The 24,786-nt window shown below is 75.2% G+C and carries 21 protein-coding genes; 9 read left to right on the top strand and 12 right to left on the bottom strand.

What is annotated here, in order from left to right:
* Positions 1–21: 21 nt before the first annotated feature.
* From ACFVXH_RS03895 to ACFVXH_RS03905, 3 genes are all read right to left on the bottom strand, one after another.
* Positions 22–969, bottom strand: a complete 948-nt coding sequence (locus ACFVXH_RS03895; protein WP_049658834.1) for a hypothetical protein — start codon at positions 967–969, stop codon at positions 22–24.
* Positions 963–1,586, bottom strand: a complete 624-nt coding sequence (locus tag ACFVXH_RS03900) for a hypothetical protein (RefSeq protein WP_387820017.1) — start codon at positions 1,584–1,586, stop codon at positions 963–965. The genes ACFVXH_RS03895 and ACFVXH_RS03900 overlap by 7 nt, the downstream gene beginning before the upstream one ends.
* A 137-nt stretch (positions 1,587–1,723) precedes the next feature.
* On the bottom strand, positions 1,724–2,614 hold the full coding sequence (locus tag ACFVXH_RS03905) for a hypothetical protein (protein ID WP_387820019.1): 891 nt from the start codon (positions 2,612–2,614) through the stop codon (positions 1,724–1,726).
* 117 nt (positions 2,615–2,731) lie between these two features.
* On the opposite strand from ACFVXH_RS03905, the gene ACFVXH_RS03910 reads away from it, so the two are divergent.
* The 3 genes from ACFVXH_RS03910 to ACFVXH_RS03920 all read left to right on the top strand — a co-directional run bounded on the left by ACFVXH_RS03910 (position 2,732) and on the right by ACFVXH_RS03920 (position 5,336).
* Entirely contained in the window at positions 2,732–3,247 is a 516-nt protein-coding gene (locus ACFVXH_RS03910) for a pyridoxamine 5'-phosphate oxidase family protein (RefSeq protein WP_387820021.1), read from the top strand.
* A 75-nt stretch (positions 3,248–3,322) separates the two neighbouring features.
* On the top strand, positions 3,323–3,775 hold the full coding sequence (locus tag ACFVXH_RS03915; protein WP_074004323.1) for a MaoC family dehydratase: 453 nt from the start codon (positions 3,323–3,325) through the stop codon (positions 3,773–3,775).
* Between the two features lie 352 nt (positions 3,776–4,127).
* Entirely contained in the window at positions 4,128–5,336 is a 1,209-nt protein-coding gene (locus ACFVXH_RS03920) for an MBL fold metallo-hydrolase (RefSeq protein ID WP_387820572.1), read from the top strand.
* 98 nt (positions 5,337–5,434) lie between these two features.
* Here ACFVXH_RS03920 and ACFVXH_RS03925 read toward each other — a convergent pair whose 3' ends face one another.
* Positions 5,435–8,155, bottom strand: a complete 2,721-nt coding sequence (locus ACFVXH_RS03925) for a DUF6493 family protein (protein WP_387820024.1) — start codon at positions 8,153–8,155, stop codon at positions 5,435–5,437.
* Positions 8,152–9,537 (bottom strand): SWIM zinc finger family protein, encoded by a 1,386-nt coding sequence (locus ACFVXH_RS03930; RefSeq protein WP_387820026.1) that lies wholly within the window; start codon positions 9,535–9,537, stop codon positions 8,152–8,154. The genes ACFVXH_RS03925 and ACFVXH_RS03930 overlap by 4 nt, the downstream gene beginning before the upstream one ends.
* A gap of 218 nt (positions 9,538–9,755) precedes the next feature.
* On the opposite strand from ACFVXH_RS03930, the gene ACFVXH_RS03935 reads away from it, so the two are divergent.
* A complete protein-coding gene (locus ACFVXH_RS03935) occupies positions 9,756–10,664 on the top strand; it encodes an acyl-CoA thioesterase II (RefSeq protein ID WP_074004321.1) in 909 nt (302 codons plus the stop codon).
* A gap of 112 nt (positions 10,665–10,776) precedes the next feature.
* Positions 10,777–11,427, top strand: coding sequence for a TetR/AcrR family transcriptional regulator (locus ACFVXH_RS03940; protein ID WP_063780393.1), 651 nt, complete (start codon positions 10,777–10,779; stop codon positions 11,425–11,427).
* 62 nt (positions 11,428–11,489) lie between these two features.
* On the opposite strand, the gene ACFVXH_RS03945 is transcribed toward ACFVXH_RS03940, so the two are convergent.
* Entirely contained in the window at positions 11,490–12,905 is a 1,416-nt protein-coding gene (locus ACFVXH_RS03945) for a sulfite oxidase (RefSeq protein WP_387820029.1), read from the bottom strand.
* A gap of 719 nt (positions 12,906–13,624) precedes the next feature.
* Here ACFVXH_RS03945 and ACFVXH_RS03950 point away from each other — a divergent pair.
* From ACFVXH_RS03950 to ACFVXH_RS03960, 3 genes are all read left to right on the top strand, one after another.
* A complete protein-coding gene (locus ACFVXH_RS03950) occupies positions 13,625–14,056 on the top strand; it encodes a MerR family transcriptional regulator (protein WP_387820030.1) in 432 nt (143 codons plus the stop codon).
* A gap of 134 nt (positions 14,057–14,190) precedes the next feature.
* Positions 14,191–15,822, top strand: coding sequence for a BCCT family transporter (locus ACFVXH_RS03955; RefSeq protein WP_387820032.1), 1,632 nt, complete (start codon positions 14,191–14,193; stop codon positions 15,820–15,822).
* A 120-nt stretch (positions 15,823–15,942) separates the two neighbouring features.
* Complete coding sequence (locus ACFVXH_RS03960; RefSeq protein ID WP_049659792.1) at positions 15,943–16,122, top strand: hypothetical protein; 180 nt, start codon at positions 15,943–15,945, stop codon at positions 16,120–16,122.
* 115 nt (positions 16,123–16,237) lie between these two features.
* Here ACFVXH_RS03960 and ACFVXH_RS03965 read toward each other — a convergent pair whose 3' ends face one another.
* Positions 16,238–17,998 carry a DUF2398 family protein gene (locus ACFVXH_RS03965; protein WP_387820034.1) on the bottom strand — a complete coding sequence of 587 codons (1,761 nt, stop codon included), beginning with the start codon at positions 17,996–17,998 and terminating at the stop codon, positions 16,238–16,240.
* A 225-nt stretch (positions 17,999–18,223) separates the two neighbouring features.
* Between ACFVXH_RS03965 and ACFVXH_RS03970 the strand changes: the two genes are divergently transcribed.
* Complete coding sequence (locus ACFVXH_RS03970) at positions 18,224–18,943, top strand: lysoplasmalogenase (RefSeq protein WP_117492605.1); 720 nt, start codon at positions 18,224–18,226, stop codon at positions 18,941–18,943.
* 124 nt (positions 18,944–19,067) lie between these two features.
* Here the strand turns inward: ACFVXH_RS03970 and ACFVXH_RS03975 are convergent, their stop codons facing one another.
* The 5 genes from ACFVXH_RS03975 to ACFVXH_RS03995 form a co-directional block, all read right to left on the bottom strand.
* On the bottom strand, positions 19,068–19,691 hold the full coding sequence (locus tag ACFVXH_RS03975; protein ID WP_049654489.1) for a hypothetical protein: 624 nt from the start codon (positions 19,689–19,691) through the stop codon (positions 19,068–19,070).
* 210 nt (positions 19,692–19,901) lie between these two features.
* Positions 19,902–20,744, bottom strand: coding sequence for an exodeoxyribonuclease III (locus ACFVXH_RS03980; RefSeq protein WP_049654497.1), 843 nt, complete (start codon positions 20,742–20,744; stop codon positions 19,902–19,904).
* A gap of 87 nt (positions 20,745–20,831) precedes the next feature.
* Positions 20,832–22,622 carry a gamma-glutamyltransferase gene (ggt, locus tag ACFVXH_RS03985; RefSeq protein WP_387820037.1) on the bottom strand — a complete coding sequence of 597 codons (1,791 nt, stop codon included), beginning with the start codon at positions 22,620–22,622 and terminating at the stop codon, positions 20,832–20,834.
* 139 nt (positions 22,623–22,761) lie between these two features.
* Positions 22,762–23,868 carry an ROK family glucokinase gene (locus tag ACFVXH_RS03990; RefSeq protein WP_049654486.1) on the bottom strand — a complete coding sequence of 369 codons (1,107 nt, stop codon included), beginning with the start codon at positions 23,866–23,868 and terminating at the stop codon, positions 22,762–22,764.
* Positions 23,865–24,767, bottom strand: a complete 903-nt coding sequence (locus ACFVXH_RS03995) for an ATP-binding cassette domain-containing protein (protein ID WP_234348494.1) — start codon at positions 24,765–24,767, stop codon at positions 23,865–23,867. The genes ACFVXH_RS03990 and ACFVXH_RS03995 overlap by 4 nt, the downstream gene beginning before the upstream one ends.
* Positions 24,768–24,786: the final 19 nt, after the last annotated feature.

Below are 24,786 nucleotides of genomic sequence, written 5' to 3' on the forward strand. Positions count from 1 at the left end.
CGGATCGCCGCGCCGGAGCGCTCAGTTGAGCACCTGCATCTCGGCGACCTTGAGCTCGAAGGGCTTGCTGCTCTGGTTGATGCCCGGGATGGTGAACTTCCGCGGGTTCGGCCCGCCGGTGACCACCACGGCGGCCTCCCAGTGCATCGTCACCGTGGCGCTGAAGACGCCGTTCTTCTCACGGGCCGAGCTGGTCCTGAACTCGTAGCCGCAGTCCGGGGACTTCGCGTCGCCGTACGCGGGGACGTACGGCGTGCCGGGCGTGGTGCAGGAGGTCTGGAGGTGGTCGCCGAAGCTCCAGTCCGCCTTCACCAGCCGGGGCGTGACGGTGACCGAGATGCCCGCGACCGACGCGTTGCCCGGTGCGGGCAGCGCGGCGTCGTCCGCCCAGAGCCAGACCGGGGCGTTGACCACCGCCGTTTTCTGGGGCGCGGCCCGGCCCACCGGGGGCCGGAAGCGGACCCGGTCGTAGGCCGTCTGGATGGCCGTGGCCTCCGCGTTGACGTTCTGCCCGTCCGGCGAGGTGGGCTCGAAGACGACCTCGGCGCCGCCCAGGCCCCCGTCGGTCTGCGGGCAGACCTTCGTGTAGAGCGAGCCGTCCTTCGGGTCGTGGCCGCCCCAGGCCGGGTCGCCGGCGGCCGGCGGGTTGTCCAGCGGGCGGAAGTAGCAGCCCTTGTCGCTGCTGAACCAGCCCAACTGGGGGTCGTGGCAGGCCCAGGGGACGTCGTGGTAGCTGCACAGCTGCGGGCCGGTGCCCGAACCTCCGCCACCGCCGGGCTTCGATCCGCCGGGCGTCGTGGTCGTCCCCCCGGAATTGACGTCCACGCAGATCACGTTCGGGTAGCACTGCTCGGCCCCGCCGCTCGGCGGTTCGTCCGCGGTCGCACCCACCGCCGAGGACAGCAGCAACCCGGCCGACATCGACGCGACGACCGAGATTCGCCGGGCCGGTTTCCGCGCGTTCAGCATGTCCGATCCACCTCCCGTTTGAAGTCGTAGATCAACCAATGTGCTTGGAACCAGCGCAGGGAAGCGGTTCCGACGTACCGGTTCAGGCGTGCTCCGGGATCCTTGGCGGCCCCGGTGACGGCATCGACGCGGTGCCAGCCGGACAGGTCGACGCAGTCCTCGATCACGGCGGCCTGCGGATCGGCTTTCAGGTCGACGGTCTTGACCACCGCGGAATTGCGCGGCGTTCCGGTCATCACCACTTTGGCGTCGCGCAGTTGCCGGAGGCTGACCAGACTGTCGGACAGCGCCCGACCGGAGGAGTACTGCTCCAGTCCGTAACCGTCCGAATCCGACCGTCCGAACACCTCGGCCTGGGCCTGCCACCAGTCCTGATACGCCTTCAGGGCCAGCCGTGCCATGGCCCCTTCCGGACCGCTGGTCGGCGCGATCGAATCGTTTGCCGAACCACTCGAAGGAGTTAGCGGGTTCACTCCCGCGACGGTGGGCGCGGCCGACCCGATGCGATCGACGGAACCGCCCGCACCACCGCCCGCACAAGCACCGAGCAGCAACACCAGAACCGCCCCACCGACCCCAACCGCCCCAGGGCGCAACACATTTCCGCGCTGCCGCATGGCCCCACCTCATTGCGACCGACCTGATCCGTGATCCACGGCCGCCAGGAGAATTCCGCCGTCCCACCGGTGTTTCCGCTGGGGATCGATTCTTCGCCAACCCACCCCATCACGGCAACACCTCAGGCCCCCTGACCTTACGCGGAAGGCGGTTCCGTCGGGGCACTTTCCCGCCACAGAACGGCCAACAGTTCTTCGGAAAGCGACAATCCGGCCAATGCGCCCCGAACCGCGGCCCGATTGCGCATCAGGAGCCGCCCGGCGTGCGGCGGAACGAGCAGGCGCGCGCCAGGCGCACCCGAACTACCGGCCGGTTCCCCGCCGTCCGTCAGCGCGGCCACGGCCGGCTGGAGATCGAGCGGGGAGACGGCCGCGGGGGCACCCGGGACGCCCTCGCGCAGGACGGTGGTCAGGGCCCGGCTGAACGAACCCTCCCCGCCCGGCAGGACGGCGTCCCGGCCGCGTCTGCCCGGGGCGTAGCGGCTGCCCGGGCTGTAGCGGCCGATCCGGCCCCACAGCGGGACCCTCGAGTAGCTCAGCAGTTCGCCCGCGCCGTCCTCGCCGCGCTCCAGCGCCGCCCAGGCGTCCCGGTCGACCGCCGCGTCGACCAGCAGCAGCGCCTCCTCCTGGTCCCCGTGCACCATCGCGCTGACCACCCAGTCCCAGGCCAGGCCCCGGCGGTAGGCGTTGTCGGCGGTGCTGCCGGCGGTGACCAGGGCGAGCCGGCGTCCGCGCGGATCGGCCACCAGCTGGCCGACCAGGCAGACCAGCAGCCAGCGGCCGGGGTGCAGGGCGGCGTCCCGGACGGCGGTGAGCATCACGTTGGCGTCCGCGTCCGGCGGCACCGTGGTGACCCGGCAGCCGGCCGTGCCGGTGTCGAAGCACATCCCGGGCAGCACCTCGGCGAGCAGCCGGGCACCGTCCGGCGCGAGCGCCGCACCCCCGAAGGCCCGGTCGGGCCCGCCGTCCGCCCCGATCACCACCAGATCGACCCCGCCCGCCATCCGGCCGTCCCCCTCCTGCACCATTTCTCCACCCGCCGGGCAGGCTACCGCCCCGGACGGCCGCCGACGGGGCTCCCGGCCCGTCCGCTCAGGGACCATGGGCCCTATCGATGCGGGCACCGACCGAGGACGATCGGACGCATGGAGCGTGAGGACCGTGTGGAGACCCTGAGCGAGGCCGAGTGCCTGCGGCTGCTCAGCACCGTGCCCGTCGGGCGCGTGGTGTACACCGAGCACGCGCTGCCGGCCGTCCTGCCGGTCTCCTTCGAGGTCCTGGACGGGCGGCTGGTGCTCGCCGTACGCCGGGGAAGTGCCACCGCGCGCGGGCTGGACGGCACGGTGGTGGCCTTCCAGGCTGATCTGCTGGACCCGGTCACCCGCACCGGGTGGAGCGTACTGGTGCACGGGCGGGCCGACGTGGTGAGCGACCCCGAGCAGGTCAGGCGGGTGCTGCGCTCCGGCCTGCGGCCGTGGGTGGGCGATCCGGAGCCGCTGTTCGTGGCGCTGGTGCCGGAGCTGGTGAGCGGCCGCCGGCTGTTCCCGACCGGACCGGGCACCCCGGGACTCCAGACGCGACGGCCGACGGGCGCGGGGCCGACGAGCGCGGGGCCCGTGAGGACCGGCCCCGTGAACACCGGTTTCCCGCTCGGCTCCTGACAGATACCGATGGGTAGGCATACGCTTCCGGCGTCCTGATCCCTCCCCGGGTCCGTCCCCCACCAGGAGCGCACCGTGACGACCTTCGCCTCCCTCGCCGAGCTGACCGCCGCCGTCGGCACCGAGCTGGGCACCAGCCAGTGGCACACCATCGAGCAGCGGCAGATCGACCTGTTCGCCGAGGCGACCGGTGACCACCAGTGGATCCACGTGGACCCGGAGCGGGCCAAGGAGAGCCAGTTCGGCTCGACCATCGCGCACGGCTACCTGACCCAGTCGATGATCCCGGTGCTGGCGAAGGAGTGCTACGCCGTCGAAGGCGTGCGGATGGCGCTGAACTACGGCTCCGACAAGGTGCGCTTCCCCGCGCCGGTACCGGTGGGCACGGCGGTCCGGGCCACCGCCGAGCTGCTCTCGGCGACCGAGGTGCCGGGCGGGGTCCAGGCGGTGGTGCGGTTCACCGTGACCAGTGAGCGGAGCGCCAAGCCGCACTGCGTCGCGGAGACGATCACCCGCTTCTACGCCTGACGGAGGGCGGACCGACGGGCGCTCGGGCCCGCGCTCCACTCGGCGCGGGCCCGCGCCGGGCCGAACCCGGGCACCGGCCCGGGCCGCCCTCCCCCGGGTACGCCGATTGGACCGCGCGGGGCTCTCCACCAGGTCCGGACGGCCCACGGCGAGTAATCTCCGACGAGATGGTTGTCGTATCGCAGCAGCCCCACCCGCCGCTGTGCTGCGCGCCCCGGCACGCCCGGTAGCCGTGACCGTCCCTGGAGGAGCCGTGCCCCGCCCCGCCCCGTGGTTCTCCCGCCTCGCCGGTCTGACGTCGCAGCTCGCCCCGCCGTCCGCCGGCCCCGCGGCCGAGCGCGCCGTCCCCGGGCTGGCCGGACTGCCCCGGTCCGCCTGGCACCGGATCCGGACCGACGCCTTCGGCGCCGAGCCCCGGGGCGAACGGCTGGCCCGCATCCGCCGCTCCCCGCACTTCACCGACGGCGCCTTCCGCAACCCGGTGCCGACCCGCCGCCTGGTGTACGAGCGCAGCCCGCTGGAGATCCCCCGGGCCCAGCTGACCGGGGACAAGACCCGCCGGACGCCGACCGCCGCCGTCCCGGTGCACCGGCTGCTCCCCGTCGACCTGGCCGCGCCGCCCCGGTCCGGGCTGCGGCTGACCTGGCTGGGGCACGCCACGGTCCTGGCCGAGATCGACGGACGGCGGGTGCTGCTCGACCCGGTCTGGGGAGAGCGCTGCTCCCCCTTCTCCTGGACCGGCCCCAAGCGGCTGCACCCGGTGCCGCTGCCGCTGTCCGAACTCGGGCCGGTGGACGTGGTCGTGATCTCCCACGACCACTACGACCACCTCGACATGGGCACCGTCCGGGCACTGATCGGGACGGGCGCGGCGTTCGCCGTCCCGCTCGGGGTCGGGGCGCACCTGGAGCACTGGGGCGTACCGGCCGAGCGGATCGTCGAACTGGACTGGTGGGAGTCGGCCGAGGTCGCCGGGCTGACCCTGACCGCCACCCCGGCCCGCCACTACTGCAGCCGGGGGCCGCGCACCAGCACGCTGTTCCTGTGGGCGTCCTGGGTGGTGGCCGGCGGCGGACGGCGGATCTTCCACAGCGGGGACACCGGCTACTTCCCCGGCTTCGCCGAGATCGGCCGCCGGCTCGGCCCGTTCGACGCGACGATGATGCAGGTCGGCGCGTACAGCGACTTCTGGCCCGAGGTGCACATGACCCCCGAGGAGGGCGTGCGGGCGCACCTGGACCTGGGCGGCGAGCTGCTGCTGCCGATCCACTGGTGCACCTTCAACCTCGCGCCGCACCCCTGGGAGGAGCCCGCCGAGCGGGTGGTCACCGCCGCCCAGACGCTCGGCGCCCGGCTCGCGGTGCCCCGCCCCGGCAAGCCCTTCGAACCGGCCGCCCCGCCCGCCCTGCGACTGTGGTGGCGCGCCGTCGCCGCCGGCCCGCACGGCGTCCCGCCGCTGGTCGGCGAGCGGCCGGAGGAGGCGGTGGCCGGCCCGGGGGCGGCCGGGGCGCGCGAACAGGCGACGACTTTCAGCGAACAGATTTCAAAATCTGTTCGCTGAAAGTTGTCTTCTGAAAGTTGTTCGCTGAAAGCTGTTCGCCGAAAACCGTCGACTGAGAGCTGTCAGCCGCAAGCCGCCACCCGGCCCGCGCCGCCCCCTCAGCCCGCGAGGACATCCCGCAGCGCCCGGGCCTCCTTGACCACCCGGCCCGAGCCTCCGCGTTCGGCCGCCGCTGTCACCTCGGCGACCGGCCCGCGGGCCCCGGTGCGCCGGGCGCAGTCGGCGGCCAGCGCGATCAGGTCGCCCAGCCCGCGCGCCGACTGGTCGGCCTCGCCCAGCAGGCCCGGCAGGGCCGCCCCGAGCACCGACCAGACCGTCGCCCGGGCACCGGTCTCCGCCGCCGTGGTGAGCGCCGCCCCCAGCCGGCCGGCCATCACCGTGCCGCAGGCCACCAGGGCGCCGAGCTCGCGGCCGAGCAGCGCGCCGTCCAGGTCGCCGCGCGCGGCGAGCACCAGCAGGGCGTCCACCGCCGCCGTCCGGTCCTCGGCGTGCCGGGAGCCCAGGCCGTACGCCAGCGCGAGGTGCAGCGCGAGCCCGGCCGGGCCGCCGGCCTCGGCGAGCAGCGGGAGGTAGCGGGCGGCGCCGCGCTCGTCCTGGTCGGCGCCCCCGGCGAAGGGGTCGAGCCAGCGCGCGGCCAACTCCTCCCGGTGCCAGGGGAGCATCGCGAACCAGTGCGCGACGGGCCGCCACGTCCAGCCGTACACCGTGCGGGCCCGGGCGACGCTGGGCTCGGTGCCGTCCAGCAGGGCCCGCGGCTCGGCCGGGAGCCGCTCGCCGCCCGGCCCCTTCGGTCCGGCGCCGATGCCCGGCTGGGCGACGGCGATCCGCTCGACCTCCTCCCACCAGCGGTCCCCGTGCATGTTGGTGTGCCGCACCCCCTTGCCGGGCGCGAACACCACCCGCTCGGAGGGCTGCCCGGGCAGGCCGCCGGTGCGCAGCCAGTGCGCCAGCCACCGCCCCGCCGGGGAGGTGAGCGCCCCGGCGGCCTTCAGCACCGCCTCCTGGGCCCGCACGTCGACCCGCAGCAGGGCCTGGGACAGGTCGGCCTTCCCCGGCTTGACGCCCGCCGCCTCGTACCCGGCGAGCCGCTCGACCAGTTCGGCCGCGTCCAGTGCGCCGGTGGCGTCGGTCGGGGTGGCGAGCAGGTACGGCAGCCCGGCGTGGTGGACCTGCCAGGCGGCCTCCTCCAGGCGGGCGGCGAGGACGGCCCCGTGCACGGTGGTGTGCGCCCCGCGCAGCACGGAGCGGCCCTTGCGGCCGAGGTAGTCCCAGACCTTCCACGGCGGCGTCTCCCCGGCCACCGCGGCCACCACGTAGAGGATCTCCCGGGGCGTGCAGTCGCCCACGCTGTTGGTGCCGCGCCACGGGTGCACCCGGCGGACCGGCTCCACCGCCTCGGCCAGCGCCTTCCGGTCCAGGCGGGTGAGCCGGACCAGCCCGTCCAGCACCCGCTCGAAGTCCGCCACGGCGGGCTCCTCCGAGGCGAGCAGGGCGGACAGCTCCTCCGCGAGTTCCACCGCCGAGCCGATCGGGGCGCCGAGCGGGCGCGGTTCGGGGGCCGGCGGGAGGAGGGCGTTCCACCCGGTGTCCGGGTCGTCCCCGTCGCCGCCGACCGGCGCGCCGAGCAGTTCGCCCGCGCGCTGGTGGTGGGCCGGGTTCAGCCCCTCGGCGGCGGTCCGCAGCTCCGCCACCACCGCCTCCCCCGCCGCCTTCAGGTGCCGGGCCACCACGTTCAGCGCCCGTTCCTGGAGGGCCGCGTCGGGGTGCCCGAAGGCCTCGGCCGCGGCCAGTACCACCGGGCCGGAGCGCCCGGGCGCGCGCCGGGCGGCCTTGTCCAGCCAGGCCAGCTGGGCGCGGACCAGCTTCTTCTCGGTCCGGAACAGCACCACCGCCGAGGCCTCGGCGAGCACCTCGGGCTCGATCAGGCCGGCCTCGTCCAGCCCGGCGAGCACCTCCTGGGCGTGCCCGGCGAGCACCGACTGGCCGTCCAGCAGCGCCACCAGGTCGCGCACCCGGGCCGCGTACTCGGCCGGTGTCGGGCCGAGCGCCCGCAGCACCTCCAGGAGGGCCCGCTGGTCGGCCGGCTTGCCGCCGCGCAGCAGCCGGGCCAGGCAGCGGTCGAGCAGCTCGGCCCGGTCGACCAGGCCGGCCGCGGCCAGTTCGCCGATCGCCTCGGTCCAGACGTCGCCGGGGCGCGGGCTGTGCCGGTGCGTCAGCTGCCAGCCGATGTCCGCGAGTTCGAGCAGCTCGGGCAGCAGCACCGGGGTGAAGGCGTCCTGGCGCAGCTTCTCGGCCAGCGTGGGACGCGCGCCGCGGCTGCCGAAGTCGCTCACGCGGTCCGTCCAGCCCCGGACGAAGGTCTCGCCGCGCGGCACCTCGCAGCCGGTGCGCCGGACCACGGCCTCCATCACCGGGTACATCGACCAGCCCTGGTTGCGCACCGGCCGGACGGCGAGCCGGGCGACCACCTCGACCTGCCACTCCACCGGCTGCGCCTCGACGACCTGGTGCAGCACGGAGTTCCGGGCCCAGTCACGGACGCCGAAGTCGCTGCCGGCCAGCCAGGTGGCGGCGGCGGCCGGGCCGGAGTGGCAGCCGGCCCCGGCCACCAGCAGGCGGCCCCTGGTCTCGGTCGCCTCCCGGGACCACTCCTGGCGCAGCTCCTTGCGCAGCGCCTTGAGCGCGGTCAGGGCGGCCCGCCGCTGGGCCGCGTCCAGCCCGGCCAGCAGCTCCGGTATCCGTGCCAGCCGCCCGGACCGGACGGTCGTCAGCAGTTCGTCGACCGGCCCCTGCCGGTCGGCCCCCTCCACCGTGCTCACGCTCCGGCCCCCTTCGTCCCCGCCGCCCCGGCTGCCGTCTCCCGCACCATGCCGACCGCGAGCGCGTGCTTGCACGGCCCGCGTCCGCCCCGGTACTTGCCCCACCACAGGCAGGTGCAGCTCAGCCGCCCCGACTCGTCCGTCCGCACCCGCTGGATGTGCTCGTCCACCGTGACGACGGCCGTCGCCCCGCCCTCCTCCAGCCGTACGGCGCCCGCCTCGACCAGTGCCCGGGCGGCCCGCAGCCGGGGGTTGGCCGCCTCGGCCCGCCCGGCGTCGTACGGGAGCTGCCGGTGGAAGTACGCGGCCTCGGCGGTGTCGTAGCCGATCTGCCCGGCGGTGCCCAGCCGGGTGAGCGCGGCGCGGACCCGCTCGGGGCTCAGCCCGGACTGGGCGGCGAGGTCCCCGACCTCGATCCGGGGCTCCCAGGCGAGCAGCACCGCGATCAGTTCGGCGTCCTGTTCGGCCGTGCCGGTGGCGAGCGCGTCGAGCACCCCGCCCTCGCCGGAGAAGCCCCGGGCGGCGTTGGGCGACAGCGTCAGGGTCAGCCGCATGCCGGGCAGCACCGCCTCCCAGGCGGAGGCGGTCGGCTCCCCGGCCGCGACCGGCCCGTAGACCCGCAGGGCGAGCGCGTGCCGCAGCACCCGCTGGAGCGCCACCAGCCGGTCGGGCCCGGGCAGGCAGACCGCGCCGGGCACCGGCCGGGTGGTCGGCCGCAGCGTCGTCCCGGCCGGGACGACCCAGCCGACGCCGGCCCGCCCGCCGCGCGGCAGCGAGCGCAGGAACCGCACCGCCTCGGCGGCGGGCAGCTCGGCGCGCGGTTCGAAACCGGCGGCGACCACCTGGGTCTCGGCGAAGCCGCGCAGCCAGCGCTCCGGCAGCGGCACCTTCTTCTCGACCAGCGGGCCGTCGAAGGTGGTGACCTCCAGCGCGTCCGGCCCGACCGCGAGGTGCAGCGGGTCGGCCGGGCCGATCCTGGTCAGCGCCTCGCGCAGCGGATTGTTGACGTCCACGTTGGTGGTGCCGTGGCCGATCTCGTCCCCGTCGAGCCCGGCCCCGAGCACATCGAGCCGGGCGTAGACGCCGCAGCAGCCCGAGAAGGACTCGAAGCGCAGCCGGTCCCCGTTCGCGGTGACCACCGGGTCGAGCGAGGCGCGCAGCCGCGGCTGGTAGTAGCGCGCGGCGGCGACGTCCGCGACCGCGAGCAGCGCGGCGGCGGCCGGCGCCGGATCGGCCAGGAAGCCCGCGAAGAAGCGCGGGTTGGCGGCGGCGCCGAGCGGGGTGGCGCCGCCGGAGGTGGCCAGGTCGAGGTGCCGGCCGTCGGCGCCGTCCAGGACGGCCGACGGGCGCAGATAGGCGTACGCGTGTGCGGATTGCGTCATGTCGAGCACGCTAGGTGAGGGCACTGACAATCCGTCGGGACGGCCTCGGGGCGGCCTCGGGACGGCCTCGCGAGGGCGCCGGGAGGGCCCCGACCCGGCCGGGCGCGGGGCCGGAGCCGGGGATCGGACTGGAACGTGTTCTATGTCATCACGCGAGCCCGCGGGCGGCGTTACCCAGGTCACACCACCACACGGTTGGCTTCTGCCACTATGGCCTCGTGACCGACCTCACCGAACCGCACGTCCGGGCCGAACGGCGCGCCGTGCCGGCCGCCCCGTTCGCCGAGCTGCTGGAGATCGAGCGGCTGGACGAGAACACGTTCCGGGGCTGCTGCCACGCCGGCGCCCCGATGCGCGCCTTCGGCGGCCATGTCGCCGCACAGGCGCTCGTCGCCGCCGGGCGCACCTGCGAGGACGAGCGCCCGGTGCACTCGCTGCACGGCTACTTCCTGCTGCCGGGCACCCCGGGCCACCCGATCGACTACCTGGTCGAGCGGGTCCGCGAGGGCCTGTCGTACACCACCCGCCGGGTGACGGCGCTCCAGCGGGGGAACGAGATCTTCACCCTCTCGGTCTCCTTCAAGCACCCCGAGCCGGCCGCCGACCGCCAGCGCCGGATCCCGCCGCTGCCGCACCCGGAGTCGCTGCCGAACGCCGTCGCCCTCCTGCCCGAGGAGGTCCGCCGGGGCTTCGCCGCGTCCGGCGGCTTCCGCGACCTCGACCTGCGGTTCGTCCCGGCGGACACCCCGGGTCTGCCGCCGGCCGTCCCCGGGCTGCTCCAGCAGTTCGTCTGGATGCGCACCGCCTCCCCGCTGCCGGACGGCGACCCGCTGCTGCACGCCGGCGCGCTCGCCTACCTGTCCGACCTCACCCTGGCCTCCACCGTCGGGCTGGACGTGCAGTCGAACTTCTTCCAGCGCACCGAGCCGCCCCGACTGCTGATGGCCTCGCTGGACCACGCGATGTGGTTCCACCGCCCCTTCCGGGCCGACGAGTGGCTGCTGTTCGCCCAGCGCAGCCCGTCCTCCTCGGACGGCCGGGGCCTGGCGCTCGGCGAGTTCTACGACCTGGACGGCCGGCTGGTCGCCTCCGCCGTCCAGGAGGCGCTGGTCCGCGACCCGTCGTGACGCCCGAGGGCCCCCTCGTCACACCTCCGGTACCCCGGTGACCGCCGGACGAACGGAAGGGGGCCGGACGGCGTCATACTCCTGAGCGGCCCCGGCCCGTATCATGGTGCGGGTGACCAAGGTTGACCTGTCACCACGGCCGGTGGAGGCGATGTCTCCGCGTCAGCTCGAACGCCGCGAAAGCCTGATCGCGGCCGCGCTCGCCCTGGTGAACGAGATCGGCGTCGAGCGTATGCAGATGAAACAAGTCTGCGAGCGGTCCGGAGTCGCCCTGGGGACGGCGTACCGCTACTTCTCCTCCAAGGACCACCTCCTGGCTGCGGCGATCGCCGAATGGCACCGCCTGCTGCTGGCCGACCTGGTGGCCGAGCTGCGCGGACCGAGGGCCGGGCTCGGGGCCACCGACCGGGCCGTCCGGTTCGTCCGGGGCGGGATGCGGGCCTACCAGCGGCAGCCCGAACTCGCCCGGCTACGGGTGGCCGTGGCCGCCTCCACCGATCCCTTCGCCAGCGAGGCCCTGCAGGGCATGGCCCGGGCCGACAGCACCGCCCTGCAAGCGGTGACGGCCGAGGTGCCGGCCGCCGCGAGCGACCTGGTGCGGCACATCGTGGCCCACGCCTGGCAGGGCGAGCTGACCGCCTGGGTGACCGGCCGCACCACCCTCGGGGACGCCCGGCGGCGCCTGGAGGACGTGGTGCGGCTGGTGCTGACCCCGTACGAGACGCGCTACCCGGCCCCGTACGAGGTCCAGTCCACCGGCTGAGCCGCGCCGCGCCACGGGCCCCGCCGCCGGGGCTCCTGGCGCGGCTCGGACCGGCGCTCGGCTCAGACCACCGTCACCGGGTGGGCCACCACGGCACCGAACAGGTAGCCCTCCCGGTTGAACAGCGCCCGCTCGGGCTGGGTGTTCCCCCGGCGGTCCGTCGCGCGGGCGCGCAGCTCGTACGGGCCGGGCCGCCCGGGGCGCCAGTCGAAGCTCCAGCGCGTCCAGCCGTCGGCCCGCGGCTCGTCGCGCAGCTCGGCGCGCCGCCAGGTCCGGCCGCCGTCCGTGCTGACCTCGACCCGGCGCACCGCCGCCACGCCGGACCACGAGCGCCCGTGCAGCCGGTGCTCGCGGTCCGCCGCCAGCCGCGCGCCCGCGGCCAGCTCGAAGCCGCTCTTGACCACCTGGACGGTGAGCGGGTCGCCCCCGCCGGGCGGGTAGTCCGGGCCGAACATCCGGTAGAAGTCGGTGTTCCACGGCGAGTACAGCGGGTGGTCGGCGACCTCCACGCTGCCCACCCACTTGATCGAGGCGATGCCCACCCAGCCGGGCACCACCAGCCGGGCCGGGGCGCCGTGGTCCGGGGTCAGCGGCTCGCCGTTCATCTCGTACGCGAGCAGCACGTCGTCCAGCGCCTTGGCGATCGGCAGCGGGCGGCGCACCGGGCCGTAGTTGGTGCCGCCCGCGACGAAGTCCGGGTCCAGGCCGGTGGGCAGCACGTCCACCGCCGCCCCGGTCAGCCCGGCGGCCCGCAGCACCTCGGCCAGCCGGACGCCCCGCCAGCTCGCCGAGCCGACGCCGCCGAGCGTCCACGGCGTGCCCGGGACGGGCTGGCCCTGCTGGCCGGAGTAGTAGCTGCGGCCGTTGCCGGCGCACTCGATCAGCGCGCTGATCCGGGTGGACGGCAGCTCCCGCAGGTCGTCCAGGCCGAACTCGACCGGGCGCCCGGCCGTCGGGGCGCCGCGCAGGCCGCTGCCGAAGAGCCTGAGGCTCCAGGTGTCCGGGTCGATCAGCGGGGTGCTGGTGTGGTTGCGGACGAAGAACCGCTCCACCGGCACGTGGCGGCCGATGGCGGCGCCGCCGTCGGCGCCGCGGAAGGTGTCCCAGCGCGTCTCCGCGTTGGTGCCGTGCGGCACGAACCACTCGGCGGGCAGCGGTTTGACGATCCCGGGCACGGGCCCGGACGAGGCCCCGGACACCGCCCCGGGCACCGGCCCGGACACCTCCTCGGCGGCCGCCCGGCCTGCGGTGACCAGCGGCGCGGCCGGGACCGGCGCGGCGAGCGCCCCGGCGGCGGAGGCCGCCCGCAGCAGCGTCCGGCGGTCCACGCCGTCGGCACGCGCGCCGTCCCGGGCGGCCCGCGTCGGCTCGGCCCGCCTCCGATCGATCTGCCTCCGGTCGGTCTGCCTCCGGTCGGCGGGCGTCGGATCGGCCGGTGTCGGGACTGCTTCGTTCGGGGTGCGGACCTCGTCGTCCATGAACGGCGTTCCTTCCGTTTCAGCGTGGTCGGTTTCGGCGCCGCGCGCGACCGCGGCCGCCGCCGGGGCCCGCGGGCCGTCCTGGACGGGCTTCCGCTCCCCGGTCTGACCTACTCACCGGTGTGGACTCCTACCGTTCCCATTGTGTCGGCGAAACCCCGCCCCGCAGCGGAGCACCCCATGTCAGCCACCCCGCCCGCCCGGATCGTCCGGGGTCCCGGCCCGGAACCGCCGCTCGCCCACGGGGCCGGGGCCGGCGCCCGGACACCTTCGATCTGGCCGGATACCCGCTCGGCGCCGCCGTCGCCGTCCGGATCGCCACCCGCCGCCCCGGGCGGGCCCGCTCGCTGCCACTGCTCGCCGGCGTGGCCGGGGCCCGGCCCGGTTGCGGACGCTCTCCGAGCTGTTCATCGACCTGGCCGACCAGCCGGACGAGCTCGCCCCGCTGCGGGAACATCCCAAGTCCCCGGTGCCGGACGGCTTCCGGCAGCGGTTCCGGCCCGCCGCCCGGACCGACGTCCGCGCCGAACCGGCCGCGACAGCCGTCCCCGCCCTGGTCGCCGGCCGGGCTGATCCCCGGCACACGCCTGGCCGAACTCCCCAGCGGGCGCCTGCCGGTGGCCGGGTTCCTGCCCGAACTGCGCGACGTACCACCGGAGTTCCTCAGGAGCCGAGCCTCCCGGGGGAACACCCCGGCAGGCGGCGGCGTTCGCCCGGTCATGCGCATCGGAGAACTCGCCCGCCTGACCGGGGTGTCCACCCGCCTGCTCCGCTACTACGAGGAGCAGGGCCTGCTCCGACCGGACCGCACGGCGGCCGGCCACCGCGAGTACGGCGAGGAGGACACCGTCCGGGTGTGGCAGGTCCGCAGCCTGCTCGCGGCCGGTCTGAGCACCCGGGTGATCGCCGAGCTGCTGCCCTGCGCCACCGGTCCGGTCCCCGTCCTGGAGGCCTGCCCGGAGCTGCTCGCCATCCTGCGCGGCGAACTCGCCGACCTGGACTCCCGGATCGAGGACCTCAGCCGCAGCCGCCGGGCGCTCTCCCACTACCTCGCCACCGCGCGCGACTCCGGGCCCGACCACGGACGGCAGCACGGGCCCGGGCACCGGCACGACGACGGGCACGACTACGGCGAGGAGCAGGCGGCCTGACGGGACGTAGGTCCCGACCCCGCGCTTCCCCGGCGCGCCGTCCCTCCGCTCACGGAGCGGACTGGACATAGTGCGACATACAGCTTGAATCCGAGCGTGCCGACGCACGCCGAGTATGTCGAGGGGTCCATCCGATGAGCAGCCAGCCGCCCCAGTCCGACCAGCCCGTGGAGGAGCCCGACGAACCCGCCGCGACCCTTCCGGCCGACCGGGCGGTGTTCGGCATCGGCGCCGTCCTGGTCCTGGCGGTGGTCGCCTGGGGCGTCTTCGCCGAGGACTCGCTCGGCCGCACCTCCGACACCGCGCTCGGCTGGGTGCTGCACAACTTCGGCTGGCTGTTCGTGGTGGCCGCCGACGTCTTCCTGGCACTCAGCGTGCTGCTCGCGTTCAGCCGCTTCGGCCGGATCCGGCTCGGCCGCGACGACGACGAGCCCGAGTTCTCCACCCTCGCCTGGATCGCCATGATGTTCAGCGCCGGGATGGGCATCGGCCTGATGTTCTACGGCGTCGGCGAGCCGCTCCAGCTCTTCGCCACCCCGCAGCCGGGCTCCGGCCTGGAGCCGCAGAGCGCGGCCGCCGCCCAGCAGGCCCTGGAGTTCTCGCTCTTCCACTGGACCCTGCACCCGTGGGCGATCTACGCGGTCGGCGGCCTGGCCCTCGCCTACACCACCTTCCGCAAGGGCCGGGGCAACCGGGTCTCCGCCGCCTTCGTCCCGCTGATCGGCCAGCGCGGCGCGGACGGCTGGGCCGGGCGGACGATCGACCTGCTGGCCGTGTTCGCGACCGTCTTCGGCTCCGCGACCAGCCTGGGCCTCGGCGCGCTCCAGGTCGCCGACGGGCTCGGCTACATCACCTCCGTCCGCAACACCCAGAACGCCCAGCTGATCATCATCGGCTCGCTGACGGCCGCGTTCGTGGTCTCCGCGTTCTCCGGGGTGCACAAGGGCGTGAAGTGGCTCTCCACGGCGAACGTCGTGCTGGCCTCGCTGATCATGGTCTTCGTCTTCGTGGTCGGCCCGACGGTCTTCGCCCTGGACGCGATCCCCTCCTCGGTCGGCGGCTACCTCTCCGACCTGCTCGGGATGTCCACCCAGACCGGCGCCTTCACCGACGAGAGCTGGCTCGGCTCCTGGACGATCTTCTACTGGGCCTGGTGGCTCTCCTGGGCGCCCTTCGTCGGCACCTTCATCGCGCGGATCTCGCGCGGCCGCACCATCCGGCAGTTCCTGCTCGGCGTGCTGCTGGTGCCCAGCGGGGCGACGGTCATCTGGTTCTGCGTGATGGGCGGCACCGCGATCCGGCTGTCCACCACCGGCGCGGCCGACCTGGTCGCGACCATCCCGCAGGGCCCGGAGGCCTCGCTGTTCGAGATGCTGCGCGCGCTGCCGCTCGGCTCGGTGACCAGCGTGGTCGCGGTGCTGCTGGTGATGACCTTCTTCATCACCAGCGCCGACTCGGCCTCGCTGGTGCTGGGCTCCCTCTCCAGCCGGGGCTCGCTGCACCCGCGCACCTGGCTGGTGGTGGTCTGGGGCGTGCTGATGGGCGGGGTCGCGGCGGCCCTGCTGCTGGCCGGCGGGCTCACCGCGCTCCAGAACGCGACGATCCTGGTCGCGCTGCCGTTCGTGGTCGTGATGCTGCTGCTGTGCGTCTCGCTGGTGAAGGAGCTCCGCGAGGACCCGGCCGCCGCCCCCGCCCGCTTCCACCCTCCGCACGGCCTGCGGGACGCCGTCCGGGAGGTCGTCGGCGAGTCGGGCAGACGCCGCTGACCTGCGCGTACGCCCCGCCCGGTGACGGGTGGGGCGTACGCGGCCAACCGACGCCCAACCCCCGTCCGGACTTCACCCGCACGTACCGACCGTTCACGCCGCCCTGGAAACCTCCCTGTCATGAACGCCAGCCCTCAGGCGCCCTACCAGGAACCGCGCTTCCCCCTGCCCCAACGGCACCGCCGGCTGCTCGCCGTCACCGCCGTACTCACCTCCATCGCCCTCGGCACCCTGGGCGTCGGCGCCACCGTGGAAACAGTCGAACACGGCCCCCTCGCGAGCGCCTCCGCCAGCAAGTAGCCTCTGCTCCACCCAGCACCGCGGTCCCGTTCCGGGCCCGGTGCTTCTTGCTTTCCGCTCACCGGCGGCGGAGCCGGGGCGGCGCGGTGGGCGCCGCCGCCCCGGCGGCGGTCCGCTACGCCGGCTGTCCGGGGCGGGAGTGGCGGCCGGTGCCGGGGGTGGGGTGGAGGTCGGGGGCCGGGGCGTAGCGCGCGGCCGGGGGGCGCAGGCGCCAGGCCGGGGGGCGGGTGGGGTGGGGGGTGGGGGTGATCAGGGCGAGGCGGTGGAGCACGTCGAGGGCGTCCCGCCGCAGGGCGGTGCGGTCGGCGAGGTAGCGGGCGGGGAGGCCGAACTCGTCCGCGATGTCGCCGAGGACGCCGTCTATCAGCGCGTCCGGGATCGGGACGTCGCCGGCCACCGGCTCGTCGGGCAGCGGGCGGACCTCCTCGACCAGGCGCTCGACCAGCAGCAGGGCGGCCTGGGTGAGGGTGCCCCCGCCGGGGAGGGCGAGGTCGGTGAGTTCGGCGGCCGGGTCGAGCAGCGCGACGCCCTCGGCCCGCAGTTCGGCCTCCAGTCCGAGGAACTCGGCGAGCGCCGCCGGTCCGCTGAGCCGGTGCTCGTCCAGCCAGGCGCGGTGGTCCTCGGGGAGGTCGGCGGCCAGGACGGCGGGCGTCTCGGCGAGCAGGCGGCGGACGGCGGTGGCGGGCTCGGCCTCGGCGGCGCGGCGGATCAGGTCGGCGGCGTCGTCGGCGAGGGCGGGCGGGCCGGCCGGGACGGCCCGGGCGAGTTCGCGGTCCACGGTCAGCACGAAGGAGTCGTCGGCCGGGCCCTCGGCCGGCAGCTCGCCGAGCACCTGCCAGCCGGCCAGCGCGGCCAGCGCCATGGCGAGGTCGGCCGGTTCGGCGGTGAGTTCGGGGGCGGCGGTGTTCATCGCGTCGAGCAGCCGCCGGTAGCCGAGCTCCTCCGGGGCGTCGACCAACAGGGCGAGCGCGAGGGCGAGTTGGGCGTACCCGGCCGGGGTGAACGGAGTGCCGGTGACGGGGTGTTCGAGGCGGCGCGCGGCGCCGGGGCCCAGGCCGGCCTTGCAGAGCCGGGCGTGCCAGGGGCCGACCACGAGGCGGTAGCCGAGCAGGGTGTCGAAGCGCTCGGCGAGCCAGTCGCGGTGACGGCGGATCAGCGGGAAGCCGTCGGCGTGCGGGCCGGAGGCGGTGACCAGCGGGTGGGCGAGCAACAGCCGGGCGGCGATTCGGCGTTCGGCCGCCGGGAGCTCCTCGCCGGAACGATCCTGCGCCACGACGGTGGGCGGTGCCACCCGCGTGCGTTCGGGCCTGCGGTGCCGGCCCGGCCGGCCCGTCTTGGCCCCCGACCGCACGACGGGCAGGGCGGCGTCGTCGCGCCGGGCGCGGCGCAGTCCGCCCTCGGTGCGGTCCTCGCGGGGGCGTACGGGCGTGGCCAAGTGCGCGGTGGGGCCGTGCCACCAGCTGACGCCGGGATCGGCGGCTGGCTCGGCGGCGGTGCCGAGGTGGCGGGCGGGGTAGAGGCCGAAGGAGGCGGTGCAGAGGTCGTCGGCGGTGCCGGGGGTGGCGGCGGCGAACCAGTGGGCCAGGCGCAGCAGCCCCGGGTCGGGCGAGAGCGTCGTGTCGACGGCCGGAGCGGCCGACGCCTGCGGGCCGTCAGCACCGCTCCCCATGGCCGCCCCCGGCGCCCTGTCAGCGGGACCGGAGGAGCGGCCCGCGTCGGAACCGGAGGCACCACCGGCGTCGGGACCAGCCTCGGGACCGGCTTCGCGTACGGCGAGGACGGCGGCGGCGGTTCCCCGCCCTGCCCCGCCCGTGCGTCCGTCCGGCCTGCCGGCGGCCACCCGGGTGGCGCCGACCGCGTAGTCCTGCTGATCCATGTCGGGGTCCAGACTAGACGGTGCCCGGGCCACCCGACCGCAGCAACCGCCCTCCTGAGGAACTCTCCGCAAGAGCCCTCGAAGCGGCCGCCCGCGCTCCGCTCACCGGCCGCCCCGTCATCCGCCGCACCCCGCCCGGGTTACGCACCGGTAACCGACCCTTCCACCGCCGGTCCGGCTCCTCTAGGGTCGGTCCGAAGCAGCGGATCACCGAGAGGCGCACGCATGACCGTCCGTACCACCACCCGCGTCGGCCTCGGGGCGCGCCTGCGCTCGGCCACCGGCCTGCTGGGCGGCTTCGCGGCCACCTCGGCGGCACACCTGGGCGCGATCGCCTCCGGCGCCTCGGTGCTCCAGAACGCCACCAAGCCGGCCCTGATGCCGCTGCTGGCCGCGCACAGCGTGGCCGCGGCCGCGAAGGCCGGGCGGGAGGCGCCGAAACTGCTGGCACCGGCGCTGCTGCTGAGCGCGGGCGGCGACGTGCTGCTCCAGCTGAAGAACGACCCCGCGTTCCTCGCGGGCATGGGCTCGTTCGCGGCGGCGCACGTCTGCTACGTGACGATGTTCGTCCAGCGCGGCGCGCTCACCGACCGCCGCCGGGCCCTGGTGGTCGCGGCCGCGTACGCGACGGCCTGGGTGGCCCTGGTCGGGCAGCTCTGGCCGGACCTCGGGGACCTGCGCGTCCCGGTGGCCGGCTACAGCCTGCTGCTCGCCTCGACGGCCGTCACCTCGGCCGGGCTGGGCTGGCGGACCGGGCTGGGCGGGGCGCTGTTCCTGCTCTCCGACACGCTGATCGCCACCCAGCTGGCGAAGTGGCGGGAGCTGCCGGGCCATCAGTTCTGGATCATGGCGACCTATGTGCTGGCCCAGTACCTGCTGGCCGACGGTACCCTCCGCCACCAGGACCGGCTGCACCGCGAGGACGCCGAACCGCGGACCGCCTGACGCACCGGCGCACCGGCGCACCGGCGCACCGGAGAACCGACACACCGTCCCGACACGCCGCCGCGCCGCCGATCCCGTCGGGATCCAGCGGCGCGGCGCAGGGGCGCAGTGGGGCGCGAGGCCTTCAGGCACCGCGCCTCCGCAGCAGCCAGAATCCGCCGACACCGCCCGCGACCAGCGCGAGGCCGCCGGCCAGCTCCCCCGGGTTCGCCGCGACCGAACCGCCGAGGCCGGTCTGCACGGCGCCGTGCGGGGCGACCTGCTGGTTGCCGGCGCCGGACTGCCCGAGCGAACCGGCCCACTCCCCCGCGGCCTCGCCCCACTCGCCGAGACCCGGGTTCTTCTGGGGGTTCTTGTCGCCGCCCTTGTCACCGCCCCTGTCGGGCACGGCCACGGTGGTGACCGTGACGCTGGTGGCGAAGGCCCCGCCGTCCGGGCAGGTGCCGTCGACCTTGCTGTCCCCGGCGTGCTGGCCGGCCAGCCGGGCGGAGCCGCTGTGCTTGCCGTCGGGGCCCAGGGTGAGGGTCGCCGGGCCTCCCTCGAAGGCGGCGGAGCGGGCGGTGATGGTCTTGGCGTCGGGCTTGTCCGACTTCTCGCAGGAGACCGTGACCGTCACGGTCTGGCCCGGTGCGGCCTGGGACGGGCTGACCGACGCGGAACCGTCCCTGGCGGATGCGAGGGGGGCCGTCAGGCCGGTCAGCGCCGTCGCGCCGATCAGGGCGGCGGCGGCCGTACGCATGGGGCGCATACCGGAACCTCCGGGATTCTCGGGCGCAGCCGGGGACTCCCATGTCCACGTGGTCGAGCAACTGCACCCGGTCATTCACCGACGGTAGGGACGCGCCCCACGCTCGGCCAGCGCTCACGACCGTTCGGGTTACGACCCGTGACCCGTCGTGACGCCCGCGGCGGGGCTCACGCGTGGCGCTCACGCGGAGTGGCGCTCACGCGGTGCGGCTCAGAGGTCGAGGTCCACCACGACCGGCGCGTGGTCCGAGGTGCCCTTGCCCTTGCGGGCCTCGCGGTCCACGTAGCTGTCGGTGACGGCCTCGACGAAGGGCTTGTTGGCGTAGGTGAGGTCGATCCGCATGCCCCGGTTCTTGGGGAAGGCCAGCTGGCGGTAGTCCCAGTAGGTGTACGGGTGGTCGTACTTGAGCGGGCGGGGCAGCACGTCCTGGAGGCCGATCCCGTCGAGGGCCGCCAGTGCGGCGCGCTCGACCGGGGTGACGTGGGTGAGGCCCTCGAAGGCGGCGGCGTCGAAGACGTCGTCGTCGGTCGGGGCGATGTTGAAGTCCCCGAGGACGGCGAACGGGCGGGGGCCGGCGGCGTCCTCGGTGGCGGCCTTGCGCAGCGCCTCCAGCCACTCCAGCTTGTACTGGTAGTGCGCGTGGCCGACCTCGCGGCCGTTCGGCACGTAGACCGACCAGACCCGGACCGGGCCGCAGGTGGCGGCGATGGCGCGCGGCTCGACCTCGGGCAGCAGGGCGCCGTCGGCGAAGTAGCCGGGCTGGTCGGGGAGGCCGCGCACGACGTCGTCCAGGCCGATCCGGGAGACGATCGCGACGCCGTTCCAGCGGCCGTTGCCGTGCGCGGCCGTCTCGTAGCCGAGCTCGCGGACCGCCTCGTACGGGAAGGCGTCGGCCGCGCACTTGAGCTCCTGGAGGCAGAGCACGTCGGGCTTGGCGCTCTCCAGCCACTCCAGGAGCTTGGGCAGCCGCGCGGTGACGGAGTTGATGTTCCAGGTGGCGATGCGGACGGTCACGGCGGGCGGCCTTCCCGGTGGTTCGGTGCGGACGGACATGCAGTCGGGCATACGGACGGGGTGGGCCGCCCCTCGTGCGGGAGGCCCACCCCGAACATACCGCCCGGCACCGACAGGCCGGCCCGGTCAGCCCGCGGGCCGGACCACCGCGGCCGAGCCGCCGCCGCGCCGCACCGGCTCGGCGGCGGCCACCCAGCGGCCGTCCGGCAGCCGTTCCACGCCGGTGGCGGCACCGATCTCGCCGCCGTTGACGAAACTGTGTCCGAGGCCCTCCAGCGCGGCCCGCTCGGGCAGCGCCAGGAAGGCGGGCTCGGCCTGGGTGGTGGCGCTGTTGCGCTGGCTGGCGCGCGGGGCGGCGATGGCCTGCTCCAGGCTCAGGCCCCGGTCGAGCCGGCCGAGCAGCACCTGGAGGGTGGTGGTGATGATGGTCGCGCCGCCGGGGCTGCCGGTGGCCAGCAGCGGCTCGCCGTCGCGCAGCACGACGGTCGGGGACATCGAGGAGCGCGGCCGCTTGCCCGGGCCCGGCAGGTTGGGGTCGGGGACGCCCGGGGCGAGCGGGGTGAAGTCGAAGTCGGTCAGCTCGTTGTTGAGCAGGAAGCCCCGGCCGGGGACGGTGATGCCGCTGCCGCCGGTCTGCTCGATGGTGAGCGTGTAGGAGACGATGTTGCCCCAGCGGTCGGCGACCGTCAGGTGGGTGGTGTTGGGGCCCTCGTACGGTTCGGGGACGGCCTGGCCGGTGTCGGCGCAGGGGGCCGGGTGGCGCGGGTCGCCGGGGGCGAGCGGGCTGGTCAGCGCGTGGTCCGGGCTGATCAGGCAGGCCCGGGAGGCGGCGTAGCGCTCGGAGAGCAGTTCCCTGGTGGGGACGTCGTTGAAGGCCGGGTCGCCGACCCAGCGGTTGCGGTCGGCGAAGGAGATCCGGGAGGCCTCCAGGAAGTGGTGGTAGTACTGGGTGCCGCTGTACGTGGAGACGTCGCCGCCGTCCTCCAGGATGTTGAGCGCCTCGCCGACGGTGGTGCCGCCGGAGCTGGAGGGGGCCATCGCGTAGACGTCGTAGGCGCCGTGGGAGACGTGGGTGGGCGCCTGGTCGCGGACCCGGTAGTCGGCGAGGTCGGTGGTGTCGACCCTGCCGGGGCGGGCGGTGCGGCCGGACGCCGGGTCGACCGGCGGGTGCTGCACGGTGTCGACGATGTCCTTGGCCAACTCGCCCTGGTAGAAGGCCTTGACGCCGTCCTTGGCGAGCAGCCGGTAGGTGGCGGCGAGGTCGGGGTTGCGCAGCACGCTGCCGGTCTCGGGGGGCTTGCCGTTCGGCAGGTAGAGCGCGGCGGTGGCCGGGAAGTCCTTGAACCGGGCGTAGTTGTCGGCGGTCTGGCCGCGGAAGGTGTCGTCGACGACGAAGCCGTGGTCGGCGATCCGCTCGGCCGGTTCGAGGTTCTGGGCGAGCGAGCGGGTGCCCCACTTGCGCAGTGCGGCGTCCCAGGTGGCGGGGGTGCCGGGGACTCCGACGGACAGGCCGCTGGTGACGGCGTCGGCGAAGGCCAGCGGTTTGCCGTCCTCCAGGAACAGCCCGCTGTCGGCGGTGCGCCCGGCCGTCTCCCGGCCGTCGATGGTGTGCACCCGGCCGGTGGCGTGGTCGTAGTAGACGAAGTACCCGCCGCCGCCGACACCGGAGGAGTACGGCTCGGTGACCCCGAGGGCCGCGGCGGCGGCGACGGCCGCGTCCACCGCGTTGCCGCCCTTGCGCAGCACCTCGATGCCGGCGGCGGTGGCGTCGGCGTCGACGGTGGCGACCGCTCCGCCCCGGCCCACCGCCTCGGGCGCCTTCGTCGGCGGGGTCGCGGCGCCGGCCGGTCCGACGCCGGACCAGACCAGCGCGGTGGCGAGCAGCAGTGGTGGTGCGAGACGGGTCAGAGCCCTCATCCGAATCCTCCTGAGTCTGCGTCAACTCAGTTGTTCCACAGGAGGGATGATCCGACAACCACACCGCGCCGCTACCAACGGGTAGTTGGCGGGGCGGGCGGGGGCGCCAGGAGAACAGCCGGCAGGCGCCCCCACCCCGCTACAGCGCGCTGCGCTCCACCCGCCGCCGCTTGATCGTGCGGAAGCGCCGCGCCACCTGCCGGGCCAGGTCGGCCGCGCCGACCAGGCCGGCCTCGTTGCCGAGGGCGGCGTGCACGATGGCGGCCTCCGGGCGGAAACCGCGCCCGGTGAGGGTGCGGCGGAAGGTGTCCCGGGCCGGACCGAGCAGCAGGTCACCGGCCTCGGAGACCCCGCCGCCGATCACGAAGCGGCCCGGGTCCAGCGCGGCGGCCAGGTTGGCGATGCCGACACCGAGCCAGGTGCCGACCTCGTAGAGCAGCTCGGTCGCGACCGGGTCGCCCTCCTGGGCGGCCTCGGTGACCAGCGGCCCGGTGATGCCCTCGACCGTGCCGCCCGCCCGGGCCAGCAGCGGCTGCACCACCGGCGACTCCTCGGCGACCAGCTCGCGCGCGTCGCGCACCAGGGCGTTGCCGGAGGAGTACTGCTCCCAGCAGCCCCGGTTGCCGCACGGGCAGCGGTGGCCGCCGGGCAGCACCTGCATGTGCCCGAACTCGCCCGCCAGGCCGTACTTGCCGCGGTCCACGTAGCCGTCCCGGACCACCGCGCCGCCGATGCCGGTGCCCAGGGTGAGCATCACCATGTGGTCCTCGCCGCGCCCGGCGCCGAAGCGCCACTCGGCCCAGGCGGCCGCGTTGGCGTCGTTCTCCACGATCACCGGGAACCGCAGCCGCTCGCTGAGCGCCTCCCGGAGCGGCTCGTTGCGCCAGTTGAGGTGCGGGGCGAACAGCACCTTGGAGCGGTCGGCGTCGACCCAGCCGGCCGCGCCGATGCCCACGGCGTGGACGTCGTGCCGGTCGGCGAGCTGGAGCACCAGCTCGACGATGACGTCCTCGACCACCTTGGGGCTCTTGCTCTTGTGCGGCGTGTCCGTGCGCAGCTTCTCCAGCACCTTGCCCTCGCCGTCCACCACCCCGGCGACCACCTTGGTGCCGCCGATGTCGACACCGATCGTGGGCAGCCGCAGTATCCCGGCGGGCAGGGCGCGCCGGCGGCGCTCGGCGCGCGGGCCGAGGCCGAGCAGGGTCGGCAGGACGGGTGGCCGGGTGCTGCCTTGGGAGCCGGTCACGGCTGCGGACGCTCCTCACGGGTGTCGGGTTCTCGGGGGTCGGATTCTCCGGAAGCCGATTCTCCGCCACCGGGGAGCCCGGTGCCGGAGCCGCCGGGGGCGGAGCCACGGGGGTCGGAGAGCGACGGTCGGGCCAGCTCGTGCGAGAGCTCGGCGAGGTCGGAGCCGCCGGCCATCTCGGTGGTGAGCTGTTCGAGGCTGATCTCGGCACGCGGATGGCTGCCCGCCATCCGGCCCCGCCGGAGCAGGGTGAAGTGGTCGCCGACCAGGTACGCGTGGTGCGGGTTGTGGGTGATCAGCACGACCCCGAGCCCGGCGTCGCGGGCGGCGGTGACGTACTTGAGCACCACCCCGGACTGCTTGACGCCGAGCGCGGCGGTGGGCTCGTCCAGGATCAGCACCTTGGCGCCGAAGTGCACCGCGCGGGCGATCGCCACGCACTGGCGCTGCCCGCCGGAGAGGGTGCCGATCGGCCGGTCGACGTCGTACAGGTCGATGCCCATCCGCGCGAGCGCGTCGCGGGTGGTGGCGCGCATCCCCTCGGCATCCAGCCGCAGGCCGCCCCAGCGGCGCATGCCCTGCTCGGAGCCGAGGAAGAAGTTGCGCCAGACCGGCATCAGCGGGACGACCGCGAGGTCCTGGTAGACGGTGGCGATGCCGCGGTCCAGGGCCTGGCGCGGGGAGTCGAAGCGGACCGCCTCGCCGCCGACGGTGACGGTGCCCTCGTCGTGCTGGTGCAGCCCGGAGATGATCTTGATCAGGGTGGACTTGCCGGCCCCGTTGTCGCCGAGCACGCAGCTGATCTCGCCGGCCCGCAGGGTCAGCGAGACGTCCTGGAGCGCCCGGACGGTGCCGTAGCTCTTGCCGACGCCGTCGAGGGAGAGCAGTTCGGTACCCATGGCTTCCGTGTTCGTCGCG

The sequence above is a fragment of the Kitasatospora sp. NPDC058184 genome, assembly GCF_042883725.1.
In the GTDB taxonomy this organism is placed as follows: domain Bacteria; phylum Actinomycetota; class Actinomycetes; order Streptomycetales; family Streptomycetaceae; genus Kitasatospora.